Raw genomic sequence first — 21,003 nt, 5'->3', positions numbered from 1 at the left:
CGGCCCCGGAACGGGGTGCGCGGCGATTTGGGGCGGGGTGGTAGTGCTATGGCTGTGTCCTCCTTAAGTGTGTGTGGTTAATGTACGGGTTGCGTATGCTGCAAATTGTGTGCCGTCTTAGAGGTTTTCCGAGATCGGGCGGATCTCTTCGGCCACTTTGTCGGCTACCATCTTGGTAAATTCGGGCAGGGTCATCGCGCCGCGGTCTTTGCCTTCGCCTTGCATGCGGACCGTGACGGTTTCGTTGGCCTGTTCGGCTTCGCCGACGATCAGCAATATCGGGGTCCGGGCCAGTTCGTTGTCACGAATCTTGCGGCCGATTTTTTCGTTGCGCTCGTCAACGCGGGTGCGAATATCGCAATTATTCAGCAATTTAGCAACTTTTTTCGCGTAGTCGTTGTACTTTTCGCTGATCGGGAGCACGACGGCCTGCTCGGGAGTCAGCCACAACGGGAATTTCCCGCCGGTGTGTTCGAGCAGTACGGCCACGAAGCGTTCCATCGATCCGAACGGTGCGCGGTGGATCATGATCGGGCGGTGTTCCTTGTCGTCCGAGCCTTTGTAGGTGAGGTTGAACCGTTCGGGCAGGTTGTAGTCCACCTGGATGGTTCCGAGCTGCCATTTGCGGCCCAGGGCGTCTTTGACCATGAAGTCGAGTTTCGGACCGTAGAAGGCGGCTTCGCCGAGTTCCACGGTGGTCTGAAGGCCTTTTTCGGCGGCGGCTTCGATGATGGCGGTTTCGGCTTTGTGCCAGTTTTCGTCGGTGCCGATGTATTTCTCTTTGTTGTTCGGGTCACGCAGCGATACCTGGGCGGTGAACTCCTTGAAGTCGAGGGTCTTGAAGATGTACAGCACGATGTCGATCACCTTCTTGAACTCGTCTTTGAGCTGGTCGGGACGGCAGAAAAGGTGGGCGTCGTCCTGGGTGAAGCCGCGCACGCGGGTCAGACCGTGGAGCTCGCCGCTCATTTCGTAGCGGTAGACGGTGCCGAATTCGGCCAGACGCACGGGCAGGTCTTTGTACGAACGGGGTTTGCTGCGGTAGATTTCGCAGTGGTGGGGGCAGTTCATGGGTTTGAGCAGGAACTCTTCGTTTTCGTCCGGGGTGTGGATGGGCTGGAAGGAGTCCTTGCCGTATTTGGCGTAGTGGCCTGAGGTGACGTAGAGGTCTTTCATCCCGATGTGGGGGGTGATGACCTGTTCGTAGCCGTATTGTTTCTGTACGCCTTTGAGGAAGTTTTCGAGTCGTTCGCGCAGGGCGGCGCCTTTGGGCAGCCACAGCGGCAGACCCTGGCCCACGCGCGGCGAGAAGGTGAAGAGTTCGAGCTCTTTGCCGAGTTTGCGGTGGTCGCGTTTCTTGGCCTCTTCGACCAGGGCGAGGTATTCGTCGAGCATCGACTTCTTGGGGAAGGTGATGCCGTAGATGCGGGTGAGCATTTGGCGTTTTTCGTCACCGCGCCAGTAGGCGCCGGCCACGGAGGTCAGTTTCACGGCCTTGATGGGGGCGGTGCTGGGGATGTGCGGCCCGCGGCAGAGGTCGGTGTAGGCGCCGTTGGTGTAGAAGGTGATGGTGCCGTCGGCCAGGTCGCCGATCAGTTCGCATTTGTATTCGTCGCCTTTCTTGGTGTAGGTCTCCAGGGCTTCGGCTTTGGAGACTTCGCGGCGGACGAAGTGTTGTTTCTGACGGGCGAGTTCGAGCATTTTCTGCTCGATTTTGGGCAGGTCGCTTTCGGTGATGGGGGTGGGAGAGTCGACATCGTAGTAGAATCCGTTGTCGATGGCAGGCCCGATCCCGAACTTGATGCCGGGGTAGAGTTGTTCGAGGGCTGCGGCGAGCAGGTGCGACGAGGAGTGCCAGAAGGCGTGTTTGGCTTCGGGTTCGTCCCATTTGTGCAGTTTGATTTCGGCGTCGGTGTCGATGGGTTTCTGCACGTCCCAGCTTTCTCCGTTCACGGTGGCGGCGAAGGTCTCTTCGGCCAGCCGGGGGCTGATCGATTCGGCGATCTGGAGCGGAGTGGTGCCCGCGGCGAACTTACGACTGCTGCCGTCGGGGAAGGTGATATTGATCATACCGTTGGGTGTTTGGTTCTGTGTTGGTATTCTGTCGAAAAATGTGTGAATTGCAAATTTATGTATTTTTCTTCTGTTTGGTGCGTTTGGGCAGGCTGGAGAAATTTTTTTAAATTTTTTTGTGGATTTGTTTGCACGGAATGAAAAAAGCGTTACCTTTGTGCCGCTATTCGTTCGAGAGTAGTTTAGGTTTTAGGTTAGTTTGAAAAGACGGGCGGCCGAGGGGTCGCTGGGCAAAACGGAGGGAGCGAGTCTTCTGAAATTTGCCGAACGTCTTTTTCATCCGAAGAATCTACGCCTTCCGCAGCGAAGGTAGTTCTTACATACGACTGCCCAGATGGTGAAATTGGTAGACACGCTACTTTGAGGGGGTAGTGCCGGTTTACGGCGTGCAAGTTCGAGTCTTGTTCTGGGCACACGAGAAGGTTGATAATCGAAAGGTTGTCAACCTTTTTTGTTTTGCTTTTGGGGAGAACTCCGAAAGGGATACTGTTGCGAAGTCTTTTATGCAATGGACCCACGGGACCCTTTGCCGAGCTGAGGTGTCTGAGGTTGCACAATATCGTCAATTTTCCCTGCGAATCTTCATTTCGGATTATTTCTTACTTAAAGTTTCTTGGCGTGTACGTCGGGCAACTTGCAGCATGAATTTCTTCTATGTTGCTTTTACGCCGACCTTGTTCCGAGTCTGATAGCAGGAAAGTTATGTCGATTCAGCAGAGGGTGTTGTATCCATTGGGGTTTCTACATCAAACCACAACTACTTGCATCAAGAAAACGTTTACAAGCAGGTTGTATCATATTTGGATTCTACATCAAACCACAACGCCGACGGTCAATGTGTTTACTTTGCGTTTGTTGTATCATATTAGGATTCTACATCAAACCACAACTATCGCTGGCCCATTGAGCAATCATAGCCTGTTGTATCATATTAGGATTCTACATCAAACCACAACTCCGCAGTCGAAGTAAACTCCCTGTCCGACGTTGTATCATATTAGGATTCTACATCAAACCACAACCCACTGGTAATCCTGACGCCCCATCACGATGTTGTATCATATTAGGATTCTACATCAAACCACAACCCTGGTCGAGGTAACTCTTTTGTTTCTCCCGTTGTATCATATTAGGATTCTACATCAAACCACAACATACCTTGCATTTCGGTTTATTATTACTATGTTGTATCATATTAGGATTCTACATCAAACCACAACGCTTTGGACGGACATGATTAACACCGATCCGTTGTATCATATTAGGATTCTACATCAAACCACAACTCCGGCGTTGGTCAGATTATGGCCAGTGTTGTTGTATCATATTAGGATTCTACATCAAACCACAACGTACATCGGTTATTCTCCGCGGTACTATCGTTGTATCATATTAGGATTCTACATCAAACCACAACCGTGGTACATTTTCCCGTCGCTTCCTTTGTGTTGTATCATATTAGGATTCTACATCAAACCACAACAAGTCTGGCTCCGGTACACTGACTCTCTCGTTGTATCATATTAGGATTCTACATCAAACCACAACGCCGCACACAAAGTACTTGAATGAATCATTGTTGTATCATATTAGGATTCTACATCAAACCACAACGGTACTTCTCAAACAGAATTTTTTCAACCAGTTGTATCATATTAGGATTCTACATCAAACCACAACCCAATATATCATGATGAAATTATAAAATTTGTTGTATCATATTAGGATTCTACATCAAACCACAACCGCTGCTCATCGACGGCCATGACGGTAGCGTTGTATCATATTAGGATTCTACATCAAACCACAACTCTTCGGTTGTAATGTTAACCGGACGATACGTTGTATCATATTAGGATTCTACATCAAACCACAACTGCTGGAGGCCCATTGGCTGGAGTGGCTGGGTTGTATCATATTAGGATTCTACATCAAACCACAACAAAAAATTCACAATCCCTATTCGAGAATTGTTGTATCATATTAGGATTCTACATCAAACCACAACGATCTCCGCGCTGTCTGAGAGAAGTTCGTCGTTGTATCATATTAGGATTCTACATCAAACCACAACGACGGGGACGGGGTCCCAAAAAACCAACTAGTTGTATCATATTAGGATTCTACATCAAACCACAACTGAGCAACATATTTAACATTCTCCCGTTCAGTTGTATCATATTAGGATTCTACATCAAACCACAACGTGAACATTCTTCCTATCCTTGCTTACCAGTTGTATCATATTAGGATTCTACATCAAACCACAACATATTGGTTTGCACATTGGTGTGCTTATCAGTTGTATCATATTAGGATTCTACATCAAACCACAACTGAGAGTGGTCGAGTCTTACAGAGCGTTTTGTTGTATCATATTAGGATTCTACATCAAACCACAACAGTCTTGATAGCAGCTCGAACGACAGGACCGTTGTATCATATTAGGATTCTACATCAAACCACAACTATAATCCGTATCGATGGTCACGGCAGAGCGTTGTATCATATTAGGATTCTACATCAAACCACAACCACTTTCCGCAGTGCCCATACTGCAATCTTGTTGTATCATATTAGGATTCTACATCAAACCACAACGTCGGGCAGGTATTGATCTAATAAACTGATTGTTATCGGGATTACACGTAATGAAAAATGCAATTTAACCACTCCGACGAAGTCGATTTGATGCGTTTTTGGCATGTCAAAGAACCCTTCACAAAAATACTAAAATAGCTCCAACTGTTGAGGCATCTCAGGCCGTTCGCACTCGATTTTTCCCCAGAAATTCAAAATCTCACCGTACTGCTTGTCCGTCACACTCAAAATACTGGTACGCCCTGCCGGAGGCATCGAACGACGTACGCGGCGGATGTGAACTTCCAGATTCTCCCGCGAGGCGCAGTGGCGAACATAAACCGAATACTGCATCATCGTAAAGCCATCCTTTTCCAGCGCCTTGCGGAACTGCATCGCATGGCGCCGGTCACGCTTGGTGTTCGTCGGAAGATCGAAAAATACGAATAGCCACATTACTCGGTAGGCGTTCAGGCGAAGTTCGGACATCGTTTATTCCATTTGGGGAAAGACGATCTTTTTGCGAGTGCCGGCGAAGCATTTCGCCAGCGACGAGGAGGTAAAGGTCAGGCCAACATCCAGCGGACGCTGTATACGATCGAAGCGCGTGTCGACAAACAGCAGGCGCAGCAGGGCGCTTTTGACATCGCGGGTCAGTTCCGTGGCGCCCTCACGGTACAGACCGTAGACCAGTTCATCCACGTACGGGCGATAAGGTTCCATGAGGTCGTCGGCCAGCGGAAACGCATTGTAACGGTTGCGGTGGAAAATGCCGAAAGCAGGAAGCAGTCCCGACCCCATCAGCGCGCGGGCGACGGCGGCACGAAGAATGGAGTAACCGTAGTTCAGCAGGTTGTTGGGCGGATGGCCTTCGCGGGTGCGGATAAAATCCGGGCCGAACAGTTCGGACCAGTAGATTCGGGCGGCCGTACCTTCCCGGTTGTCCGAGTCCCCGCTCTTGACATTCATATAGTACGGTTTGAGTTTGTTGCCGTCCCGTCCTGTCTTCTGCAACAGGGCCGACTGGTTCCGGATCTTGGCCTCGACAATCTGTTTCCAAAGGTTCTTTTTGAGGGGTTCGCTGGCTTCGATCTGGGTGCGGAAACTTTCGCCCTGGGTGCTGTTGGAGTCCAGACACTGGAGCATGGCATGGGGCATGCGGTTCTCGCCGCAAAGGATGACCGACACGTTGTTGGCCGCGAGGGCATTGAGCAGCGGTAGCGTTACGCTGGTCTGCTGGTGTTCCAGTACGATCACACCGATGTCTTCGATCGGGATGCTTTTGTGCATGTCGGGAGCCTCGCGCGTTCGGATAATCAGTTGTCCGTTGCGCAGGCTCAGGTCGTACGGTGTCGAGAAGTACAGGGCGCGTTTCAGCATGGCGGGCTTAGTGTTTGAAGGTGATTTTTCCGGTGACCGACAGCTCGAAATCGTAACCTTCGACGTACATGTTGAATTTTTGTCTGCTTAATAACAACTTTGGGTGTGGGTATTGAAAATCTACCGAAGAATATCCATCCGTAAGGGCGTTTGGAGCGGTGTGTCCGTGAAATTTAAAGTAATCGTTTTTCAAGGTGTCGTCATTGCGAGCTTCTTGGTGATGCATAAATGTAACGCGGCCATCTTTGCTCATTTTTTTGACCTTGTAGAGTCGTTTAGCCAGTTCGCGCGGTGAGCACTCATACAGCTCAGCCGGTGATTGTTCGTAAAACAGTACCATGGTCCCCGTTTTCAGCAACCATCGCAGCGGATAGCCGTGGGTATCCGTCAGCGGAACCATATCCGGTCGGGCGGCTTTGTCGGAGCTCCGTTTGAAATATTGCGCGGCTTGCCAGTTGCTGATGATTTCGTATGTGCGGATAGTTTGCCCCTTGGCATCCGTTCCCTCGTAAACAGCCATCCCGTAGTTGCTCTTGTTGGCTACGTGGTAGTGCTGTTTGTAGTCATGTTTGGAAAGGTCGCGTTGTTTTTTATCCCAGGGAAGCGGTTCGGTCAGTTTGGCAATGATGCGCACTTTGCGTATCGCAATCCCTTTGTCGCGGTTCATCCAAATGGTGTGCTGGGTCGGGTCCATTGCGGCTTTGAAACCGTGCAACTTTATGGCCTCCTTGACCCGCTCTTTTACCGTTTCATCGACAATCTTCTCAACTTCGCCGGGAATGAGCTGGTTGAGCGACTTGCGTACCACGTATTGGATCTGTTCATCGCGAGAAATAGCTCCGTAGAACGTCTCCTGGTGGAGAACTCCGCGGGCCGTGTCGCCCTGAACGTAAACCTTCTCGCCCCGGGCGTTCAGCTTCGCTTTGCCGCGCAGGCGGAGCAGCTTGCGGCTCTGTTTGGCCATGTTGTCCGGCGTGTGGTGCGAAATCAGCAGGGTGTCGGCAATCGCTTTGACATCCTCCGTAAAGGTCGGCCACGGTTTCTCGACGATGGGACGGGTGGCACGATTCCTTCGATAGTACTCCTCCTGGGCGGCGTACCGGGCCCATTGGGCGTAGGTGCGGGGACCGATGCAGGCGATGGTAATGGCATCGATGCAGTGGTGGACGTGGTTGGAGCGCTCTTTCTTCGTGTACTCTTCCTGAATGCCCCACATCTGGCGGAAATCGGAGGTGGTGGCCCCTTTGACCGTGTAGATGTGTTCGAAAACGGTGTGCAGATATTGGCGGGCGTAACGGCCGATAATTCCGATGTCGACCCCCTGGCGGTTGCTGAAACCCTCCGGTACTTCGGTCATGGTGAAACGGTCGCATTTGCCGCGCCAGTAGTCGAGTTGCAGTTTCAGGTAGTGGCGGCGTTGGATCGCGTTGTCTCGTTCGGCTTTGGTGGCGGCGTTTTTGCTCTTGCGGATCTGGCCTTCGATCTGATTTTGCAGGGTTGTGATTCGCTCCTGCCAGCCGAAATCCTCGATGCGGGCTATGATTTCGGCATGGTTGGCCAGTTCGGCGGGGAGTTTGGCCTGCTTGACGTCGCGGTTGAAGCGGTTTTCGCATAGGGTCTTGTTCATCTGCGAATCGTCGCCCTCGCGCGAACGCGGAATGGTGTGCTCGATGTCAAACGAGGTGGCACCGCCGATGAAGTCCGTGATACCGATCCGCTTGCCGGTATAGGGGCAGGTGTGTTTTTGCTCTTCCCACAGCCGGTATTTCAGCACGTCGTCGTCGCTGGGCTCGATGGTTCGCCCGGTCGCTTCGGCGTAGAGGCGGCGAATCTCGTCGGCGAACTTCTGGTGTTCCCTCTCGCGTTCTCGCTGATACTGTTCGATGGCTTTGCGTTTGTTGGCATCGTTGAGGTTGCGCGAAAACTCGATCCGGATTTTCGTCGTACGGTCGATGGTTCTCTCCCTGAGCAGGGCGTTGATGAGGGCGCGCAGGCGGAACAGGGCGCGCATCGCCATCGGATTGCGCACGGAGGCCGTACGCGGCGAGCCGAGCCGGAACTGACCCGTGGCATCGGGCTGGGCGGCCGGATAGGTCTCGATCATCGAGGGGTGGTAGAGTCGCTCCAGACGGGTCGCGTCGATGTCCCATGTATTCTGCAGGTAGTCTTTGACGCACTGCTCCTTGGTCAGATGCCGGTTCATCGGGTCGGAACGGTAGTCATCGATGATGGAGGCGATCTCTGCTTCGATCGTCTGAAGTTTCTGCGGGTCGGCGTAGAGCGTGGCCGGAAGTACCGCCTTGAGGTTGGCCAGAAAGACCGCTTCGTCGTATCGGTAGCCGCGGCGCAGGTAGGGCAGCATCTTGCTGATGGCGTTGAGGCTCAGCGAGGCGTATCCCTGCGGCAGACGGATGGCGGCGAAGGTGGCGGCCTCCGCGGCGGATAGCTGGAGCTTTTCGGCGGCCCAGGCCTGCAGCCGCTCTTCGTCGTCGAAGAAAAAGAGTGCGTGCCAGATGTCGTTCAGGATCTGTTCCTCGTTTTTCGCGTCGGCGAGGGTGTAGAGGCTGGCGATGGTGGTGAGCCATTCGTCGCCGAACAGAGACGCCAGCGCGGCAGTAACGGGACAGCCGCTGACGGTGGTCGTGCGGGAGAAGTTGAATCCGTAGGGGGCTTCGTTTCGGTCGTCCTTGCAGGCATACATTCCTTTGCCGGCGATTTTTCGGGCGATCTCCTCGAAGTCGAAGTGGGGCTTGGACTTACGCAGGAAGAGCGGGCGGATGGCTGACACTTCCGCGTCGTTCAACGGCCGGGGCTGGTCGTCCTGCGGGGTGGTGACGCGGATGTTGTTGATGAAGGCGAGCATCCGAAACTCTTCGTACCGCGGATGGGACAGCGGACAGCGGCTTTTCCGGCGTTCGAAGGTGCAGTGGCCGACCTGTCCTTTCTGCGATTTCAGGGGGCGTTGGAAGAAAATGGCCTTTTTCAGGGCGGCGACCCACGTTTCGGGCAGCTGCTGCCTGTCGCAGATGGCCTGGAATTCGGCCAGGTAATGCTCGTTGCGGGCCGTATAGTGATTGCGGATCTTCTCTTTTCGCTGGTACAGCTTGTAGAAGTATTCCCCCAGATAGCGACAGCCGGCATCGTGCATCTGGACGGTCAGTTCCTTGATGCTGCTTTTGACCTGGCCGTCCTCTTTTTCGTTTCCGGCCTCTTTGCGGTTGCTGAGGAAACCGCGCCGCTGGGCCAGGTGGTAGAGGGCGCGTCCCAGGGCGTACCGGTCTGACTGCAGGTTGAGGTCAAGGCGTTCGGTCAGGGCGCGGTAACGATCGTGGTAGGGGTTCTTGTCCCGGTTGTCGTCGGTGCGCTGCCACTGCAGGAAAGCCTCGGTCTGCGGGTAGATCTGCCGGGTGCGCCACGTTTGCAGCTGTTCGTCGCTGAGGGGCGGGCAGAGATCGTGCGCGATGAGGACTTTCAGCAGGGCGATCTTGCGCAGCCGACGGCGGAAGTAGTGGCGACGTGAGGCGCGTGCTGTGGTGCGGTCCTGTACGGCAGGCTTTTCGTTGTTTTTGTCGCGGGCGACACCCTCCTGAAATATATCGACGCCTTGATCGAGCAGGCGATAACCGTTTTCACTCTCTTCGACCACGGCCCAGCCGATAGAGTTGGTCCCGAGGTCCAATCCTAATACTTTTGTCATGTTTAATGTGTTGTTTTGTGTAAATTTAGGATAAAAGTTGGGTTATGACAAGATAATTTTTATATTTGCGGTGTAAGACTTCTACATCTTACCACAATAAGGCTATATGCCGAAGGTCATAGACCTACAGTCTCCGCGTACTCCGTGGAGACTTTTTTTTATGTACGTATGTGGTGTGTGGGGAAAGATAAGGGGACGCGGGGCCTCGGTATGTGGAATGTTGGACGGAGGCAGGGGGGGAGGAAGGTTTCCGACGAATGCAACTTGAGGGTGGGTAAGGAACCCCGATGGGCATGCGTGGGGGACGATAGGTCAGGAAAATAGCGCTCGGGCAGGTCTGTGTTTAGGTAAACCCGTGTCTTCCGCAGTGGGGGTTGCGGCGGCTGAGGAAGCGAAAGTCAATGTGAAGGCGTCGTCGGCAGCCGGGTCAGAGGCTGAAGCTCATGATGTAGTCGTTCATGTAGTAGCCGTTGCCAATCGGAAAGTCGCCCTGACGGGCAATCTGCATCCCCATCCGTTCGTAAAAGCCCAGGGCACGGTTGTGGCGGTTGACGTTCAGTTCCAGGGTGCAGGGGGCCGGGTGTAGAGCCTTGACGGCTGTGCATGCCTGCTCGAACAGCCGCCGGCCGAGACGCTCGCCCTGACGCTCGGGCAACACGTAGATCTTTTGCAGGTGGAACAGATTGTCGCCCTCCTGCTGGATCGAAACGTAACCGACGGGTGTTGCTCCGTCCCAGGCGACGTAATAGCGGTGCCCTTCGTTTTCCATCTGGCTGTGCAGCGAGGTGGTCGAGTACATCCAATCCATCATGTAGTCGAGTTGGTCGGGGGTCAGTATCTCGGCGTAGGTGGAACGGAAGGCCACTTCGGCTACGGATTGAATGGCGGGGATATCGTCGGTGGTTGCGGGGCGTATTTCGATCATGGTCGGGGTGGTTTATCGATGCGTAAAGTTACTTATTTCTGCGGGAATATGCAGGACCCGAAAACAGTCAGACGGTTCGCTCTATGGTGGAGCAAACCGCCTGACTGCATTTATCGGCCGGCCGAAATTGGTGGAGTGGTCGGCAGGTGGAGGCTATTTGCCGGTGATGGTTTCGACCGGGAGGGTCTGGGTCGGGGCGAAGCTGTCCGAGGCCATGTATTCCAGCAGACTCTGGCGGAACTGGGCCGCGGCGGGACGCTGGTCGAGGTCGTTTTGCAGGTCGGCGCTGCAGACGAGCAGTTTACCGTTTCCGACGCGGGCTTCATAGAGCAGGCCGAGCTTGCGGTTGGTGAACCAGTCGTCGATGATGTGTACGATGGGGCGGAAATCGTCGGGGTAGCTCGTCAGGTTCATGGCCTGGCAGCGGCTCATCAGGTCCCACCACTGGTAGTCGCTCACCCCCTGGTTGGGGAAGGAGGCCAGAGCCGGATGGGCCGGGTCGCAGTAGATGCCGAGCGTATGAGGCGGCTGTTTGTTGGTCCATGCGGTGTTCCAGAAGATGCTGGAGAAGCCGACGGCGATATTGCCGCCCTGTTCCGGGGTGAGGGTGCCGTAGGGGAGCAGCAGAACCGATTCGCCGGCTTCGAGGCGGGCCAGGGCGGCCTGGTCGAGGCGGGTGGTGATGTAGGGCTGTTTTTCGACGGCGGGTTTCTGGGCCGGGTAGACCCATACGTTCCATTGGTTGCGGGCGTTGGCGGCTTCGGCGCTGACCGTTACCACGAGTTGGGTGGGGCGGTCGAGGCTCGAGAGGTCGCAGCGAACCGAACCGGCCGGGATGCAGTTGTCGATGGGCAGGTCGCGGTTGAGCTCGCCCGAGGCGAGTTCACGACCGTCGGCGGTGGCCACCGTCCAGCGGATCGGGGTGGCGGTCAGCGGCTGTTCGCCGAAGTGGGCGAATTCGATCGGGGCTTCGAGGGTCTCGTTGTTCAGCCAAACCATCTTCGGGAAGCGTACCAGCGGTACGGTGCGGTTGCAGAACATGCTGTACTCCTGGCCCGTGACGTACCCTTTCTCTTCCCAGAAGGGGTCGAGCACGCCCACCAGTGCGGTGCCCTGGCCGGGGAAGTCGTGCAGGTCGAGCAGCTGGAATCCGGCGAATCCGGGGGTGCGCAGGGCCGCTTCGATGTCGGCTTTGTAGCAGAGGGTCTGCAGGCGTCCCGAGGCGTAGAGGAATGCTTCACCGAGGTCGGCCATGCCGTGTTCGGCGAGGGTCTCGCGGAAGATTTCCAGATTTTTGGCCTTCAGTACGCCGGTGTACTTGTCGATCTCGGCGAAGTTGGGGTAGACGCACCACTGGCCGATTTCGTGGCTGACGGTGGGGCGGTCTTTGCGGATGATCGAGGCGAAATCGTAGTCCGTACGCGACGCTTCGCTGTTGATGATGCTGCTAAGGCCTGCGCCCCAGACCTGGATGCGGGGATCCATCGGGTTCCAGTAGTCGGTGACTTCGACGAAGGGCCATCCGGCGGCGCTGTTATAGACGCGGCGCGTATCCTGGGCCTTCCATTCGGTGATCAGGGAGGTGAACCATTCGGCCTGTTTGGCGCCGGAGGGTTCGTTGCCGTAGGCCATCATGCAGAACGAGGGGTGGTTGCCGTACTCGCGCATGATGCGCTGGCTTTCGCGGATAAACCATTCGTCCTGCGGTTTGCCGCTGCCCACTTCAGCCCACCCGCCGCATTCGACCTGCAGGTACATCCCCATGCTGTCGGCGGCACGGAAGGCGGCTTCGGGCGGACACCACGAGTGGAAACGGACGTGGTTCAGACCGTACTCCTGGCATTTGCTGAAGATCTTGGTCCAGTACTGAGGTTCCATGGCCGGGTAGCCGGTCAGCGGGAAGATGCAGCATTCGAGTGTGCCGCGCAGGAAGACGGGGTGGCCGTTGATTTCGAAACGGGTGCCGTTGGCTTTGAATTCGCGCAGACCGAAGAGGGATTGGGATTCGTCGGTGCCGTCGGCGGCCTTGAGTTTCGCTGTCATGCGGTACACGACGGGGGTGTATTCGGACCAAAGCTGTGCGTCGGCTCCCAGGTCGACCGTGGCTTCGACCTGCTGGCTGCCGGTGGCGACGGGAACCTCAATGGCGTGGCCGACGCGTTTGCCGGTCTGCGTCTCGGCCTGGAGTACCAGCGTGGCGGGAGCGGCGCCGATGTCACCGCCGAAATGGACCGTTACCTGGGCCTGTTTGGTGCGGATGTCGGGGTCGATGCGCATCGACTCGATGTAGAGCGAGGGTTTGACGTTCAGACTGATGCGGCCGATGATGCCGTTCCAGTTGCTTTGGGTGTGGTCCGAGACGCTGTGGGCGTTGACGCCGACGTCGACCAGCAGCCGGTTGTCGACCCGCAGGGTCAGGGTGTGCTCGCCGGCCGAGAGTCCGTTCAGCACGTAGCGGTGCGGGGTCTGCAGTGACTCTTCCTGACCGATCCGTTCGTCGTCAATGTAAAGGGTGGTGCCCCAGTGGGTACGCTCCAGTTCCAGAATGACCGGACGACCGACCCAGTCGGAGGGGATGTCGATCGTGCGCTGGTACCAGGCTGCGCCGACGTAGTGCTTGTCGGGATTGAGCCAGAAGGGGACTTTGATGTTGCCGGGTTGGCGATATTTCTCGTATTCGGGGGCGGTGTACCAGGAGTGGTCCACGATGTTTCCGGTCCATTTGGTGTCGGGACCGATGTCGTCGCCTTTGCCCTGTTCCTGGAGCGAACCGGGAAGGCGAAGGGTGTCTTTCAGGGTTTGGCTCTGCCATTGCTGGTCGGTGCCGACGTCCTGCGGGTCGAGGGCAAAGCGCCACGAACCGGACAGGTCGATCGAGGTGGGCCCCTTGCAGGCGTGCAGGGTCAGCAGCAGGGTGCTGAGCAGTGCCCAGTGGAGGTGATGGCGTTTCATGGTCGTTTAGGGTGGGTTGTTGGTTTGGGTGGTTGGGTGTGTTTGGCAACGGGGCTGTTGGTCGGCCTGCTGCCGGGACTAAGTAAATAAGGGATAAAGGGGGTGCGGAGCTCCGCCGGGGGTATAATAAGATGCGGGGTAAATGGTGCCGCCTCTCTGAAAGACGGCACCGGGAACGACGCGGATTCCCCGTCTGTGTTCCGTGTCGTGGTGACGATAACCGGCCGGAGCCGGTCGGAGGGCTAATATTCGATCTGTACGTCGCGGATCCAGGGAACGAGCGGGAAGGGGCCGAGGCTGTCGCCAAGACCTACCTCCTGCGGCATGGGCGGCAGGAACTGCCCGTCGACACCCTCCATCGTGAGGCCGTCGTCGGTGAGGGTCACGATGCCGAACAGTGGACGGTCGTAGGTGATGGAGTATTTCAGCAGGGAGTATTTCTTGTTGATCTCTTCGGGGTAGCGGCGTTCGGTTCCGGAGTCCTGATCGACCCATACGTATGAGGCGCTGTTGATCTGAATATAGGTGATGCCGTTGATCGTTTTCTGGTAGTTGCTGTGGTTGTGCCCGCTGAAGGCGGCGACCACTTTGGTGAAACCGGCACGCTCGTTCTCCTCTTCGAGAATCTTGCGCACCTCTTCGCGGTTGCCGACCACCTGGTCGAGGCTCTGGTGCGAGAACAGTACGCAGCGTTTGGTCGTGGCGGCCAGGTCCTGACGCAGCCACTCCATCTGTTCCGGGTCGATGAAAGCGCGGAATTTGGGGTTGGCGTAGTAGTTGGCGTGGTCGTAGTGGGTGTATTTCTCGCCGTCGAAGATGTTGTTGCCGTCCAGCACGATGAAATGGTAGTCGCCGCGGTCGAACGAGTAGTAGCGACCCGGCATGCCCATGCCGGCGGTGTATTCGTCGGGGCCGTAGACGTCCATGTCGTGGTTGCCGATGACGTGGTACTTGTCGCCCGGGAAGCGCTGCCAGCTGTCGCGGTAGGGTTTGCTGATGCTGTCCAGACGGCAGAAGTCGCCCAGCTCGATGATGAAGTCCACCTGACGGCTGATGGCCGTGTCGATGAAGGCGTTGAGGCGGTCGCCGCCATCGGGGATGTCCTGAGCGTGGAAGTCGGAGGCGATGGCGAAGGTGACGGGTTTCTGGGGTGTGCCGCACGAGGCGAGCAGGCCGGCGGCGCATAGAGCCAGGAGGGTTTTGGAGAGTGGGATCCGGAACATTGGTTTTTGTGTATTTTGAGGTATTCGCAAATTTGGGAAGAAGATTCTGGGAAGGGAATGGATAAATTTTCAATTTACATGGACTATTCGATTGATTTTAACAGGGCGTGTCGGATTTAAACCGCTGGATTGTCCATGTGATTCCATAAAAAATCCATTCTATCCGGGGTGTGGAAATGCTATCTTAGCATCCTGTTCCGGGCCGGGATACTGTATCCTCGGGGTAATGCCGATGTTGGTTGTCGGCCTGGACCTATTTGCTAACCTAAACCGGATTGAATCATGAAAAAACTTCTCCTCCTATTATTATCGGTATGTTTTGCCGGGGTGAGTGCTCTGGAGGCTCGCCCGAAGGCCAAACGGGTGCTGATGATCGCTCTGGACGGCATCTCCGTGCCGGGATTTCAGACGGCAAAGACGCCCAATCTCGATGCGCTCCTGGCTCAGGGGGCGCTGTCGCTCGATACGCGGGTGGTGATGCCGTCGGTGACCCTCCCCAACTGGACCAGCCATCTGACCGGCAGCGGCCCGGAACAGCACGGGGTGTTCGACAACGGCTGGGAACTGGCCAAAACGAAATACCCGGCCGTAGCGCGTGACGCAAAGGGCTACTATCCGTCGGTCTTTCAGGTGTTGAAGGAGCAGGTCGAAGGGGTCCGGACGGCTTTCTATTACAACTGGATCAATCTCTTCTACCCCTATAACAAAGAGTACCTGGATGAGGTAAGTTTCCTGGAGGAGGACGGTTATGTTCCCAATTACGAGAAGGCGCTCCGCTTCATGGCAGACCATCGCGACGAGCCGACCGTGGTGTTCCTCTACTCGGTGCACACCGACCACGCCGGACACAACCACAAGTGGATGTCGTCCGAGTATATCCGTTCGATCGAGGAGGCTGACCAGCAGATCGGACTGCTGCTGGATAAGATGAAGGCCGAAGGGCTGTATGAAGATACGCATATCCTGTTCCTGAGCGACCATGGCGGCATCAACTACGGCCATGGCGGGACGACTTCGGATGAGATGATTGTGCCGTGGGGGATCGTCGGTCCCGGCGTGCGCTCCGGCATGAAGATCGAGGAACCGAACAATACGGTCAACACGGCAGCTACGATTCTCTACCTGTTCCGGGTCGAAAAACCGGCCGCCTGGACGGGCGAGGTGCCGATGTCTGTCTTTAAGTAGAACGGTTTCATAGCGGTTGGGCTACGGACAAACCGGGGGCTGAACCTGTATGGTTTTCGGGCGGGTGCCGGAGGGCTTCCCGCCCGATTGTTTTTTGGGAAGGGCGGTTGTGGGTGAGGTCGGGAGATGGAGTCGGAGGGGACAATGTGTGGGGCGGTCTCGGTGGGGAGTAGGGCCCGCGGAACGGTGGTGTACGGAGACGACGGCGGGTTGTCGCCGGATGTTCTCGGGAAGAACTTGCGGACGGGGCGTACTTTTCAGGGCGGTTGTCCGTTATCTTTGTCCGAAGAATCGGATACTATGGAATACAAACATCGGGAATCGTTGGAGTTCATGACGCCGGACCTTTCGGGCGAGGCTGTGCAGTTGCCCCTGGCCGGAAGCGGCGTATCGGCTGGTTTTCCTTCGCCGGCCGAGGATTATGCCGAAATGTCGCTGGACCTGAACAAGGAGCTGGTACGAAACCCCGCGTCGACTTTCTTTGCGCGGGTCAGCGGGGTCAGCATGATCGACGAGGGGATCGGCGACGGCGACCTGCTGGTGATCGACCGTGCGGCCGAGGTGCGCGACGGCGTGTTGGCCGTCTGCTGCATCGACGGTGACTTTACGCTCAAGCGGGTGCGGGTCGATCGGGGTGAAGGATGCCTGTGGCTCGTCCCGGCCAATCCCGACTATCGCCCCATCCGGGTCTCGCAGGAGGATGACTTCCGAATCTGGGGTGTGGTGCGATACGTGATTAAGAAATTTTGACCTCCCCGGTCTGTCTGTTTTTGAATATAGCCCCGTTTGGGTCTCGCGGGAGGTGCGCTTCCGAATCCGGGGTGTGGTGCGATACGTGATTAAGAAATTCTGATCTCTCCACTCTGCCTTTTCCCCGATTATCGCTCTATCCGGGTCTCGCGGGAGGTGCGCTTCCGAATCCGGAGTGAGGTGTGGCGCGTTAATGAAAAAATCTGACCTTCTCCCTGATCTGCTTTTGGGGTAGGGGGGGGCTTGAGGGGGCGGAGATGGGCAGGAAATTGCAGTGATTTTTGTTGAAAACAATATGTACGGACTTGCGGATTGCAATAACTTCTTTGTGAGCTGCGAGCGGGTTTTCGCCCCTCGCCTCGAGGGGGTGCCGGTCGTGGTGCTGAGTAACAACGACGGGTGTATCATCTCGCGCTCGAACGAGGCCAAGGCAATCGGTATCCGGATGGGACAGCCGCTCTTCCAGGCGGCGCCGCTGATCCGGCAGTACGATGTGCAGGTCCTTTCGTCGAACTACACCCTTTATAGCGACATGTCGCACCGGGTGATGACCACTCTGCGGAACCTGGTGCCCGGCACCGAGGTCTATTCCATTGACGAGGCCTTTCTCGATCTTTCGGGCTTTGCACTGGAGGAACTTCCTGTCACCGGCCGCCGCATCGCCGCCACGGTACGGCGTCATACCGGCATTCCGATCAGTCTGGGCATGTCGCCCTCCAAAACGCTGGCCAAGGTGGCCAGCAAACTCTGCAAACGCTACTCGAAACTCCAAAACAGCTGCCTGATGTACCGCCCCCAGGATGTGGACAAGGTGCTGCGCAGCTTCCCGATTCAGGATGTCTGGGGGATCGGGCGGCGGCACACCCGGATGCTGCAACAGGCCGGGATCGTTACGGCCGGTCAGTTTGTCCGGATGGCCGAGGGATGGGTCCGCGGTCGGATGGGGATCACCGGGCTGCGTACCTGGAAAGAGTTGCAGGGCGAACCCTGTATCGGCTTCGAGCAGGCGCCGCCGGCCAAACAGCAGATATGCACTTCGCGCAGCTTCGCCACGGAGCTGACCGAGCTGAACGAACTGCGTCAGTCGATTGCCCTTTTCACGGCGCTCAGTGCCGAAAAGTTGCGTCGGCAGGGGAGTGTCTGCGGCCAGTTGCAGGTCTTTATCGCCACGAACCGTCACCGTCCCGACGAGCCGCAGCAGTATGTCAACCGGATCGTCGCTTTCCCGACGCCGACGGACAGCACGCTCGAACTGACAGCGGCTGCCGACCGGGCGTTGAAGAGTATCTTTACGTCGGGGTTTGGTTACAAGAAGGCCGGGGTGGTGCTGGGTGAGATCGTGCCGCGGGGCGCCGTGCAGACTTCGCTTTTCGATCCGATGGACCGGGGACGGCAGGCTCGACTCATGGAGATGCTCGACCAGGTGAATGAACGTTTCGGACGGCATACGCTGGTTACGGCTGCTCAGGGGTTCGATCCGCTGCGTTCAAACCGGAATCATGTCTCCCCCAACTATACGACTTCCTGGGACGAGCTTTTCGAAGTCAAGGTTTAGAAAAAACGGTTTTTTGGGGGACGAAAAACGGTCTGTGCGTCCGGTTGCGTCTTTTCGTTGCGGTATTTTGGGGCGTGAAGTGTGTCTGTCGGGTGCTTTCGTAGAAATGTCTTGGGGTGGTTGTTTCTGGTGATGCGGGGGTGGATTGTCGGGAGTGGCGTGGTTGGATGGTATGGCCGTGGAACCGGAAATTATTGGGAAAAACGGAGGGTTGTCGGTCTAATTGTTGTAAAAAGAGGTCATTTATTCAGATTGTAGACGAATCTTGGGAAATTTCCGTTATTCTTATAATCCATTGTTAAACGGAGAACATGAAGAATCGTTTGCTTGAGACGGACCGTGCGTCGGATCAACTGCCGGATATTGACTTGCCGGTGGATTTTTTTGCGTGGGTGGACATTACCCGTGAGGTGCTGGGGTGGTATCAGGTGCCCTGTAAAATCAAGGCGGGCATCTTTGTGCTGTGTGTCGAGGGGGAGCTGACCGCGACGATCAACCTGAAAGAGTGCAGCATTAAGAAAAACGACTTTATTATTGTGGCGCCGGGTAGCGTCATTCAGTTCCGCGGATCGGAGTCCAATTTCCGCCTTTCGTTCGTGGGCTTTTCGTCCAAGTTCATGGGCGAGGTCAACCTCTTCAAGTCGACCATGGACCTCTTTCCGGTGATGATCGAAAATCCGGTCGTCCCGCTCAAGGAGGAGATGGCGGAAATCTATCGGGACTACTTCTCGCTTCTCTATCGGATGTTCTCGCAAGATATGCTGACCCAGCCCAACATGCAGCGTTGTGTGCTGGAGTCGATGTTGTGCGGCATCTCGGGAATGTATCAGCGGGTCGAAAACGAGGACGGAAACCACCGGCTGAGCCGTGGCGAGGAGATTTGCAAGGAGCTGTTGCGGCTGGTGATGAAGCACTATGCCCAGGAGCGGCGCGTGTCGTTCTACGCCGAACAGATGCGCCTCTCTGCGCAGCACCTCTGCACGACGGTCAAACAGCAGACTGGAAAAACGGTGGCCGACCTGATTGCCGAGGTGGTTATCATGGATGCCAAGGCACTGCTCAAATCGACCAACATGCCAATCAAGGAGATCTCCATCTCGTTGAATTTCCCGAACGTTTCGTTTTTCGGAAAGTATTTCAAACGCTACGTGGGCATGAGTCCGCAGCAGTACCGGAACAGTTAGAGGGGGATTTTGCGCCGGTCCGGACGTTGAGATGTGTGCCGTAAATGAAGGGAATGGCCGGCGTGATGGTATGGTGAAACGGGCGTACGAGAAAGAGGAAGGGGGCGTAGTGGGTTTCGCGTGGTGATCGCCTGTCTGAAACGAAGTTGCTGTTGGCGGGTGCGTGTCCCCGGAACTCAGAGGTTTCGGATTATGTGCACTGCGGGAAAGGGTGCCGGGATGAGTGCTTTAGTAACGGGTCTTCCGCTTGTGGAGTGGGTAATGGATTGGAAACAAGAAGAGCTGACAATGCAAGTTTGGTCAGCTCTTCTTTATTATGTGATGTTTCGTCTGTTGGGATCGGTTTGGCGTGGCAGTACGAGCCGGTGAGTGCCCTCTCTTCTGTTTTCGCTTCGCTATCTTCTCAGCCGATCTTTTCCCGCCGTTCCTCATCTCTGTGCCGTTGGGTAGTATTCCGCTGTTTCGTGCCGGTCTCTGCTGCCGGGCGTATCGCCCTGCTCCCCTTTTGTTTCTATATGCAAATAAAAAAAGGTTGACAATCATTGACTGTCAACCTTTTCGGTGCCCAGGACAGGAATCGAACCTGCACGCCTTGCGGCACACGCACCTGAAACGTGCGCGTCTACCTATTCCGCCACCTGGGCATTCCATTATCGTTTAGGAACGAGCACCCTTTCGAATGCGGAGACAAAAGTAGTGCTTTTTTCGGAACCTGCAAATTTTTTGTGAAAAATATTGCGTGAAAAATGACTCCTGTTGTGTCAATTCGTTCAGCGTCAGACCTCTAAAAAATATCTTTCAGCTCCAGCAAACTGCGTATTTCGTAGCGGGGATGCTGGTCGTGCTCCATGCCTGACGGGTTGACAAAAACGGATGGCATGCCCGCCGTCGAGGATCCGTAGATGTCCGTGTAGACGTCGTCGCCGATCATGATACACTCGTCGGGCGATACCTCGGCCTTGCGCATGGCGTATTCGAAGATCCCCGGATTGGGTTTGCCGATGCCGGCAAACTCCGAGGTGGTGATCCGCTGGAAATACTTTTTCAGACCGCTGTACTCCACCTTGTGGAACTGCACCTCGTTGAAACCGTTGGTGATGAGCGACATGGCGTAGCCCTTGTCGTAGAGGTAGTCCAGCACCTCCTTCGAGTGGGGCATCAGGGCGTTGAAGGTCGGCGAGATGCGCAGGTACTCGTTGCTCATGTCCATCGCCAGCGGTTCGTCGTGTACGCCGGCCGATTCGAGCAGCCGGACAAAACGCTGGTTGCGCAGGGTCTCCCGGCTGACGATGCCGTCGCGATATTCGGTCCAGAGTTTTTGGTTGATCTCCCGAAAAGTACGGTAATAGGTGTCGAAATCCGGATAGTGGTCCGCCATGCCGAAAGTGGCGAAAAGTTCGCGCTGGGCGGCTTCCTGGTTGCTGCGGACGTCCCAGAAGGTGTCGTCCAGGTCGAAAAATAGGTGCTTGTACTCCATGACAGGGAACGAAATTTACCCT

At 55.8% G+C, this 21,003-nt stretch carries 12 protein-coding genes, 2 tRNA genes and 1 CRISPR repeat array; of the genes, 5 read left to right on the top strand and 9 right to left on the bottom strand.

Translation table 11 applies throughout. From position 1 onward, the window contains the following. Positions 1-117 precede the first annotated feature (117 nt). A complete protein-coding gene (gene thrS / locus BQ5379_RS04630; protein ID WP_071134354.1) occupies positions 118-2,070 on the bottom strand; it encodes a threonine--tRNA ligase in 1,953 nt (650 codons plus the stop codon). A 331-nt stretch (positions 2,071-2,401) separates the two neighbouring features. Here thrS and BQ5379_RS04625 point away from each other — a divergent pair. Beyond that, positions 2,402-2,486, top strand: a tRNA-Leu gene (locus tag BQ5379_RS04625). A gap of 309 nt (positions 2,487-2,795) precedes the next feature. Then, positions 2,796-4,674: a CRISPR direct-repeat array (repeat unit 36 nt; unit sequence GTTGTATCATATTAGGATTCTACATCAAACCACAAC). Positions 4,675-4,803: 129 nt separating this feature from the next. On the opposite strand, the gene cas2 is transcribed toward BQ5379_RS04625, so the two are convergent. The 6 genes from cas2 to BQ5379_RS04595 form a co-directional block, all read right to left on the bottom strand. After that, on the bottom strand, positions 4,804-5,142 hold the full coding sequence (gene cas2 / locus BQ5379_RS04620; protein ID WP_071134353.1) for a CRISPR-associated endonuclease Cas2: 339 nt from the start codon (positions 5,140-5,142) through the stop codon (positions 4,804-4,806). Between the two features lie 3 nt (positions 5,143-5,145). Then, positions 5,146-6,033, bottom strand: coding sequence for a type II CRISPR-associated endonuclease Cas1 (cas1, locus tag BQ5379_RS04615; protein ID WP_071134352.1), 888 nt, complete (start codon positions 6,031-6,033; stop codon positions 5,146-5,148). A 7-nt stretch (positions 6,034-6,040) separates the two neighbouring features. After that, positions 6,041-9,730 carry a type II CRISPR RNA-guided endonuclease Cas9 gene (gene cas9 / locus BQ5379_RS04610; RefSeq protein ID WP_071134351.1) on the bottom strand — a complete coding sequence of 1,230 codons (3,690 nt, stop codon included), beginning with the start codon at positions 9,728-9,730 and terminating at the stop codon, positions 6,041-6,043. Between the two features lie 427 nt (positions 9,731-10,157). Beyond that, positions 10,158-10,655, bottom strand: coding sequence for a GNAT family N-acetyltransferase (locus BQ5379_RS04605; protein WP_071134350.1), 498 nt, complete (start codon positions 10,653-10,655; stop codon positions 10,158-10,160). Between the two features lie 153 nt (positions 10,656-10,808). Next, complete coding sequence (locus BQ5379_RS04600; RefSeq protein ID WP_071134349.1) at positions 10,809-13,607, bottom strand: sugar-binding domain-containing protein; 2,799 nt, start codon at positions 13,605-13,607, stop codon at positions 10,809-10,811. Between the two features lie 242 nt (positions 13,608-13,849). Then, positions 13,850-14,830, bottom strand: a complete 981-nt coding sequence (locus tag BQ5379_RS04595; protein WP_071134348.1) for a metallophosphoesterase family protein — start codon at positions 14,828-14,830, stop codon at positions 13,850-13,852. Positions 14,831-15,112: 282 nt separating this feature from the next. Between BQ5379_RS04595 and BQ5379_RS04590 the strand changes: the two genes are divergently transcribed. The 4 genes from BQ5379_RS04590 to BQ5379_RS04575 all read left to right on the top strand — a co-directional run bounded on the left by BQ5379_RS04590 (position 15,113) and on the right by BQ5379_RS04575 (position 19,504). Next, positions 15,113-16,015, top strand: coding sequence for an alkaline phosphatase family protein (locus BQ5379_RS04590; protein WP_071134347.1), 903 nt, complete (start codon positions 15,113-15,115; stop codon positions 16,013-16,015). Positions 16,016-16,315: 300 nt separating this feature from the next. Beyond that, a complete protein-coding gene (locus BQ5379_RS04585; protein WP_083377586.1) occupies positions 16,316-16,765 on the top strand; it encodes a LexA family protein in 450 nt (149 codons plus the stop codon). Positions 16,766-17,060: 295 nt separating this feature from the next. Next, a complete protein-coding gene (locus tag BQ5379_RS04580; RefSeq protein WP_071134346.1) occupies positions 17,061-18,320 on the top strand; it encodes a Y-family DNA polymerase in 1,260 nt (419 codons plus the stop codon). A 311-nt stretch (positions 18,321-18,631) separates the two neighbouring features. Then, a complete protein-coding gene (locus tag BQ5379_RS04575) occupies positions 18,632-19,504 on the top strand; it encodes a helix-turn-helix domain-containing protein (RefSeq protein ID WP_071134345.1) in 873 nt (290 codons plus the stop codon). Positions 19,505-20,066: 562 nt separating this feature from the next. Here the strand turns inward: BQ5379_RS04575 and BQ5379_RS04570 are convergent. Together BQ5379_RS04570 and BQ5379_RS04565 are read right to left on the bottom strand one after the other, a co-directional pair. Beyond that, a tRNA-Leu gene (locus tag BQ5379_RS04570) sits at positions 20,067-20,148 on the bottom strand. A 140-nt stretch (positions 20,149-20,288) separates the two neighbouring features. Further along, positions 20,289-20,981: a YjjG family noncanonical pyrimidine nucleotidase gene (locus BQ5379_RS04565; protein WP_071134344.1), complete on the bottom strand. Its 693-nt coding sequence runs from the start codon at positions 20,979-20,981 to the stop codon at positions 20,289-20,291. Positions 20,982-21,003 lie beyond the last annotated feature (22 nt).

Source organism: Millionella massiliensis, from assembly GCF_900104655.1.
GTDB classification, from domain to species: Bacteria; Bacteroidota; Bacteroidia; order Bacteroidales; family Rikenellaceae; genus Rikenella; species Rikenella massiliensis.
Note: the sequence above shows the minus strand (reverse complement) of the source record. Positions and strands in the feature narration are given on the sequence as shown.

Bases quoted from the DNA above. Each gene is read 5' to 3' on its own strand.
- thrS (WP_071134354.1), bottom strand. From the start codon at position 2,070: ATGATCAATATCACCTTCCCCGACGGCAGCAGTCGTAAGTTCGCCGCG.
- cas2 (WP_071134353.1), bottom strand. From the start codon at position 5,142: ATGTCCGAACTTCGCCTGAACGCCTACCGAGTAATGTGGCTATTCGTA.
- cas1 (WP_071134352.1), bottom strand. From the start codon at position 6,033: ATGCTGAAACGCGCCCTGTACTTCTCGACACCGTACGACCTGAGCCTG.
- cas9 (WP_071134351.1), bottom strand. From the start codon at position 9,730: ATGACAAAAGTATTAGGATTGGACCTCGGGACCAACTCTATCGGCTGG.
- BQ5379_RS04605 (WP_071134350.1), bottom strand. From the start codon at position 10,655: ATGATCGAAATACGCCCCGCAACCACCGACGATATCCCCGCCATTCAA.
- BQ5379_RS04600 (WP_071134349.1), bottom strand. From the start codon at position 13,607: ATGAAACGCCATCACCTCCACTGGGCACTGCTCAGCACCCTGCTGCTG.
- BQ5379_RS04595 (WP_071134348.1), bottom strand. From the start codon at position 14,830: ATGTTCCGGATCCCACTCTCCAAAACCCTCCTGGCTCTATGCGCCGCC.
- BQ5379_RS04590 (WP_071134347.1), top strand. From the start codon at position 15,113: ATGAAAAAACTTCTCCTCCTATTATTATCGGTATGTTTTGCCGGGGTG.
- BQ5379_RS04585 (WP_083377586.1), top strand. From the start codon at position 16,316: ATGGAATACAAACATCGGGAATCGTTGGAGTTCATGACGCCGGACCTT.
- BQ5379_RS04580 (WP_071134346.1), top strand. From the start codon at position 17,061: ATGTACGGACTTGCGGATTGCAATAACTTCTTTGTGAGCTGCGAGCGG.
- BQ5379_RS04575 (WP_071134345.1), top strand. From the start codon at position 18,632: ATGAAGAATCGTTTGCTTGAGACGGACCGTGCGTCGGATCAACTGCCG.
- BQ5379_RS04565 (WP_071134344.1), bottom strand. From the start codon at position 20,981: ATGGAGTACAAGCACCTATTTTTCGACCTGGACGACACCTTCTGGGAC.